We start from the raw sequence: 6,112 nt of genomic DNA on the forward strand, positions 1-6,112 counted from the left end.
AAAAAGCGCACAGATACCAGCTGACGCCAATATCTGTCATAACAAGTTGTGTTTTTAATATTAAAAATAGCGATAGCTTAATTAATTAGCGCTAATTAGCTTACTATTACAGCTCATTTTCGTACTCGTCAGCACTCATCAAGGCTTCGTAGTCAGCGATATTGTCAGGCTTCATTCTAAAGAACCAACCTTCACCGTATGGGTCAGAGTTGATGATTTCTGGATCATCTTCTAATGCTTCATTGATGGCAACCACTTCGCCTGAGAGAGGTGCATAAACGTCAGAGGCAGCTTTTACAGACTCAACCACAGAGATTTCGTCATCAACCGCGATGATATCTCCAACGTCTGGTAATTCAACAAACACCACGTCACCGAGCAAGTCTTGCGCATGATCAGTGATACCAACCGTAATCGTACCGTCGTCTTCTAGGCGCAGCCACTCGTGGCTAGCGATGTATTTTAGTTCTGCTGGGATGTTGCTCATGGTCTCTCTCCTAAATGATAGAGAATGGTTAATAAAAAAGGGACGCTCATAATAAAAGGTATCAGGGATATCAGTCAAATTGCTGCTTGCCGTTACGCACAAAGGGCAGCTTGACAACGCGCACGTCGACGAATTTACCCTTGCCGCGCAAATCGACCTGCACGCTATCGTCATCTGATAAGCTGGCAGGGACACGGGCAATCGCAATCGAATTTTTTAGGCTAGGGGAGAAAGTGCCACTGGTAATCAGGCCAGTTTGCTCGTTGTCTAATCCTTGATTGATGGTCACGGTCATGCCTTCACGTAAGACGCCGCGTGTCGTCAATAGCAAACCGACTTGCTTCATGGCACTGTTGTCATCTTTTGCTTGTTGACGCTTACTTACTAAGGCGTCACGGCCGATGAAGTCGCGCTCATCTTTTAGCGCCAACGTCCAGCCCATGTTGCACTCATAAGGGCTGGTTTCTTCATTCATATCATGACCATAAAGGTTCATGCCCGCTTCCATACGCAAGGTATCACGCGCGCCAAGGCCCGCAGGTTTAACGCCATTGGCTTTTAATTGCTCAAAAAACGCTGGCGCATCATCGCCATGCATGATCACTTCAACGCCATCTTCACCTGTATAGCCAGTACGCGCCACAAACCAATCGGTGCCTTCAATATCGGTTAAATCAGCACCAACGAAAGGCTTAAGGGCAGCCAGTGTATCTGCCCAACTCGGTTTGACTTGTGCCAGTTTTGCAACGGCATTCGGGCCTTGGACGGCGAGCATAGCTAAGTCATCACGTTCCGTTAAAGCAACCTCAAAACCTTCGGCAACTTTATTAAACTGTGCCATGTCTTTATCACGGGTAGCCGCATTTGAAACGATACGATATTCGCTCGCGTCTTCATTCATCAGATAAACGATTAAATCGTCAATAATACCGCCTTGCTCATTGAGCATCGGAGAGTAAAGTGCTTTACCAACGGTTTTTAATTTATCGACATCATTGGCAAGAAGTTTTTGCAACCATGCTTTGGCATCCGAACCTTTAATATCAACCACCACCATATGTGAGACATCAAACATACCAGCATCGGTACGCACGGCTTCGTGTTCTTCGATTTGTGAACCATAATGGATTGGCAATTCCCAACCAGAGAAATCCACCAGTTTGCCGTCATTATCAAGGTGCGACTGGTAAAGGGGCGTGCGTTTAGGGGCTGAAACGCTGGTATTGTGAGAACTGGTATTGTGAGTGTCGGTCATAACAAATCCTTATGGAACATCAGCAGCACTTGATAATCATTCATAAAATATCAAAGTAGCAAGGCAGATGTGCATTATCATAGTAGTGAGTAGCAATCTTGCAGGGCGCAAGCAGTGCAACCAAGGGTAGTACAAAAAAATAGAGCAATCCGCCAAACAGACGCCAAACGTCGGTTTAAGCAAAAGCCCTATCTGTCCTGTAACCTGAGATTTTCAACACGAATCATCGTTATTTATCTATCAAAGCCTAAGCCTTAAAGACAATCGCAATAATGTCGCATTTTCTCCCCTTCGGTGGGTAAGGCGTCGTCCGTCCTTACCGCTCTCCAGATTTGTTATGCCTTATGTTTTGGCCTGCTATGCAGTTGCGATAGCAATAAAACAGTCATGACATATGTTTTTCAGTCCTTTTACCTGAGCGATTGGCAGGGTGTATGCGCCTTCGGTGGTCATCAAGCAGTTATCAGCGCGGCTCGTAAATATAAGCGCACTTAATATCATGCCCAAGACTCTCTCCTGAAAAACGCTTTTATTATGAAAGGTTCAGCCCGTTTTTACAAGCCATCTGCCGCATTAAAGTCGATAATGTTGTTAAAAACAACTTTTTAGCAGGAGCACTGACAAATTTATTAATGAATAGTACCTTTGCAAGATGGTTAAATGAGCGAATTTTACAGTGATTTACCATAGCAGAACGTAAAGCGACTACTGATTGCAGCCACAAATATGCTAATCTATGGCGATAGTTTCTGATAGGTTATTTTTATGCATTGTGATATTTATAAATTTCCCAAACATGACGATATGTACGTTTACATTGCGCGCCCTGACTATCCTGATGATACCGATGAGATTAAAGACTGGCTTGGTGTACTGCCAAAAGAGTTTCGGGCAAGCTTAGGACGTAGTCAGTTTGTCATGCATTTAGACTTGGCGAGCACGCCAAAACTGGCGCGCGTTGACAAAGAAGAAGTATTGGCAAAACTAAAGATACAAGGGTATTTTGTACAAATGCCGCCGCAAGATGTGATGCGCCGTCAAGCGGAGCTACGCACTCGTGAAGCGCAGGACAATATCTACGATTAGGGCGCTTTTTTAGCGTTAATGCACTTTGCTAGCAAGTCGTGATAAACTAATCGCCATTAGACAAGCATAATTAAGTACAGTTAATAATTATGTATTTTGTCGCACTGTTAGTCTGACAAAACTTACCCTATACCATTAGACGCCTCACGCGCCAATGGTAATAAACGCAGGTAATGAAACACGCATGGATTGGTTAAAAGGCATTATAGAAAGCTTACCGATGGGCGCTATCAGTGACATTCTCGGTGAGATTACGATTTGGTGGGGGCAACTGGTAAAAGATGTGCCGCCCGCAGACTTACCTATGTATGCATATCTTGGCGGCGTAATTATCGTTTTGATACTTTGGCTGCTGGTTGCTCGCATTTTGCCGCGTCCACTTGGCGGTATGAGCTGGATGATATTGTTTGCCGTCTTGCTCGCGCCCGGTACGGCACTTGGTGACCCTAGCGTGATTGCGCCGGCGAGTATCAGCGTCGTTTATGCGATTATGATGAAAGATACGGCTGGCGCGATAGCCAATATGCTGCCGATTTTGGTAGTATTAGTCGTGGGCTTGTTTGTTGGTTTTGTTTGGCAACTGATTCGCGGCGCGTTTGAGTCCAGCTTGGATAAAGCCCGTAGCCGTACGGCAGAAGATGCGCAAGCGACTGCCCAATTGACTACTGGTAATTATTTAGCAGACGATATTCATTTGATAGAAACCGCTGACCCTTCAGTATTAACAGCTAAGCAAGAAACCATTAAGCCTGATACCGATGTTGATTTAAAAAAAGACCATAAATAACAGACATGAGTAATAAAGCTTTTTGCTGTAGATTCTTATTAGACAAAAGACACCCTGCGTGTCTTTTTTTATACTCACTTATAAGCTTTACAGTGAATCAATGATAACTACGAACGCATGAGTATTTTGGCAATCAATGGTGCTGTGCTAATCTAAATAATTATGTATCTGCTAACGATTTTCCCTAAACCTTTTACTATATTTAACAGATAACAATAACGGATTCTAATAACTGTTTCTAACCACTGAGAATGTATTATGAGCACGACTGATAAAACGAAAAAAAGCTTTACCGGTACGCAAAACTACATTGCTACCGATGATTTGCAGCTGGCCGTTAACGCGGCAATGACGCTACAAAAGCCGCTACTTATTAAGGGCGAGCCGGGGACAGGGAAGACGTTACTGGCTGAAGAAGTTGCTGAGAGTTTAGGGATGCCGCTGATTACGTGGCATATCAAATCAACCACTAAGGCGGAACAAGGGCTGTATGAGTACGATGCCGTCTCGCGCTTGCGTGATTCGCAATTGGGCGACGACAAGGTGTATGAGATTGGCAACTATATCAAGCCTGGTAAACTGTGGGAAGCTTTTACGAGCAGTGAGCGCAGTGTGTTATTGATTGATGAGATTGATAAGGCCGATATCGAGTTTCCAAACGACTTACTGCATGAGCTCGATAAGATGTCGTTTTACGTCTATGAGACGGGCGAGACCATCACTGCCGAGCAGCGTCCAGTGGTTATCATTACCTCAAACAATGAAAAAGAGCTGCCAGATGCGTTTTTACGCCGCTGTTTTTTCCATTATATCGATTTCCCAGAAGAAGATACCATGCGCCAAATCATTGAGGTGCATTTCCCGAATATCCAAGAAAAATTGGTCAATGATGCGCTCGATATTTTTTATAAACTGCGTAACATCCAAGGACTTAAAAAGCCACCATCAACCTCAGAATTGGTCGATTGGCTGACGCTATTATTGGCTGATGATATGGCACAAAACGAGCTGGAAGAAAACTTACGCGGGGAAAAGTCTATTCCGCCGCTATATGGCGCGCTGCTGAAAAACGAAGCCGATGTGAGTTTATTGCAGCGTTTTGCCAATATGATGCGTCGTTAAGCGATAGCTCGTTTGTCATAATTGAAGCTAATGAAGCAGTCCAACTCGTAACTCTATCAGCCAATAAGTGATGCGACTTTTATGTTTATCAAATTGTTCTATACCCTGCGGACCTACGGCGTGCCAGTCAGTACGCGTGAGCTGCTTGACCTAAACGCGGCCTTAGATCAAGGGCTGATGATGCAGCCGCATCCTGAAAACCCAGAGCTATCTACTTTTGCCAGTCGCGAGGATATGTATCGACTGATTCGGCTTTGTATGGTCAAAGACGAGCGTCACTTTGATAAATTTGACCGTGCTATGGCAGATTATTTTGAGGGCGTCGATAGTCTTGATATGGATGAGCTGCTTGCAAAGTTGACGGATATTCCAAAAGAATGGCTAGATTTAAAACTTGATCCAAAAAATCTGACCGAAGAGCAGCGGCGCTTGCTGAAAAAATACGGCTCATTAGAAGAGCTGATGAAAGCGCTTGAAGAGCGTCTTAAAGAGCAAAAAGAGCGTCATCAAGGCGGTAGTAAATGGGTCGGCACAGGCGGCACGTCACCATTTGGTGCCTATGGCGACCATCCAGAAGGCGTGCGCGTCGGCGGCGAGTCACGTAAGCGCAGCGCTGCTAAAGTGTGGGAGCAGCGCAAATATCGCAATCTCGATGATGACAATCAGCTTGGCACGCGCCAAATCCAAATGGCACTGCGCAACTTGCGTCAGTTTGCCCGTACCGGCAGCGCCGATGAGCTAGATATTCACGAAACCATTAAGCGTACCGCCAAAAAAGGTGTGCTCGATATTCATATGCAAGCTGAGCGCCGCAACCGCGTCAAAGTGCTGATGCTATTTGATGTTGGTGGCAGTATGGATGTTCACGTCGAAGCATTGGAAAAGTTGTTTTCTGCGGCCAAAAACGAGTTTAAAACCTTAGAGTTTTTTTACTTTCATAACTGCTTATATGATTATGTTTGGAAAGACAATAATCGTCGCCATAGCGCTCCGATGCCGACTTATGAGCTGCTCAATACCTATGGTCGCGAATATCGGTTGATATTTGTCGGCGATGCATCGATGTCGCCGTATGAGCTGATGACGGTTGGCGGTAGCGTCGAATATATGAATAATGAGGCGGGCATTGTTTGGCTAAAACGGGTACTGGCGCATTTTGATAAAGTCGCTTGGCTCAATCCTGAAAATCCTGCGTATTGGAATTACACCCAAACCATCGTTGAGATTAAAAAACTCTTCGACAATAAAATGTATCCGATGACCTTGCATGGTGTGGAAGAGATGACCAATTATCTGGCGCGCTAAGGGACAGTTGTAATACCAATCCCAATAATTAAAGTTGCGCCCAAGTACGAGTAGTTAAAGACCGAATTCT

6 protein-coding genes and 2 riboswitches are annotated in these 6,112 nt (G+C 44.8%); of the genes, 4 read left to right on the top strand and 2 right to left on the bottom strand.

The annotated features are described in order from the left end of the window. Positions 1-106: 106 nt before the first annotated feature. The gene (gene gcvH, locus B2866_RS01630; protein WP_296189963.1) at positions 107-487 is read right to left on the bottom strand and encodes a glycine cleavage system protein GcvH; all 381 of its coding nucleotides are present in this window, start codon (positions 485-487) and stop codon (positions 107-109) included. A gap of 70 nt (positions 488-557) precedes the next feature. After that, positions 558-1,742 (bottom strand): glycine cleavage system aminomethyltransferase GcvT, encoded by a 1,185-nt coding sequence (gene gcvT / locus B2866_RS01635; protein ID WP_296189965.1) that lies wholly within the window; start codon positions 1,740-1,742, stop codon positions 558-560. 182 nt (positions 1,743-1,924) lie between these two features. Further along, positions 1,925-2,082, bottom strand: a riboswitch (glycine riboswitch). A gap of 52 nt (positions 2,083-2,134) precedes the next feature. Then, positions 2,135-2,271: riboswitch (glycine riboswitch) on the bottom strand. A gap of 236 nt (positions 2,272-2,507) precedes the next feature. Between gcvT and B2866_RS01640 the strand changes: the two genes are divergently transcribed. The 4 genes from B2866_RS01640 to B2866_RS01655 all read left to right on the top strand — a co-directional run bounded on the left by B2866_RS01640 (position 2,508) and on the right by B2866_RS01655 (position 6,042). Further along, complete coding sequence (locus B2866_RS01640) at positions 2,508-2,828, top strand: YcgL domain-containing protein (RefSeq protein WP_296189968.1); 321 nt, start codon at positions 2,508-2,510, stop codon at positions 2,826-2,828. Between the two features lie 184 nt (positions 2,829-3,012). Continuing rightward, entirely contained in the window at positions 3,013-3,615 is a 603-nt protein-coding gene (locus B2866_RS01645) for a hypothetical protein (protein WP_296189971.1), read from the top strand. 258 nt (positions 3,616-3,873) lie between these two features. Next, a complete protein-coding gene (locus B2866_RS01650) occupies positions 3,874-4,737 on the top strand; it encodes an AAA family ATPase (protein WP_296189974.1) in 864 nt (287 codons plus the stop codon). Positions 4,738-4,818: 81 nt separating this feature from the next. Next, positions 4,819-6,042: a vWA domain-containing protein gene (locus B2866_RS01655; RefSeq protein ID WP_296189976.1), complete on the top strand. Its 1,224-nt coding sequence runs from the start codon at positions 4,819-4,821 to the stop codon at positions 6,040-6,042. Positions 6,043-6,112: the final 70 nt, after the last annotated feature.

Source organism: Psychrobacter sp. UBA3483 (assembly GCF_002377905.1).
In the GTDB taxonomy this organism is placed as follows: domain Bacteria; phylum Pseudomonadota; class Gammaproteobacteria; order Pseudomonadales; family Moraxellaceae; genus Psychrobacter.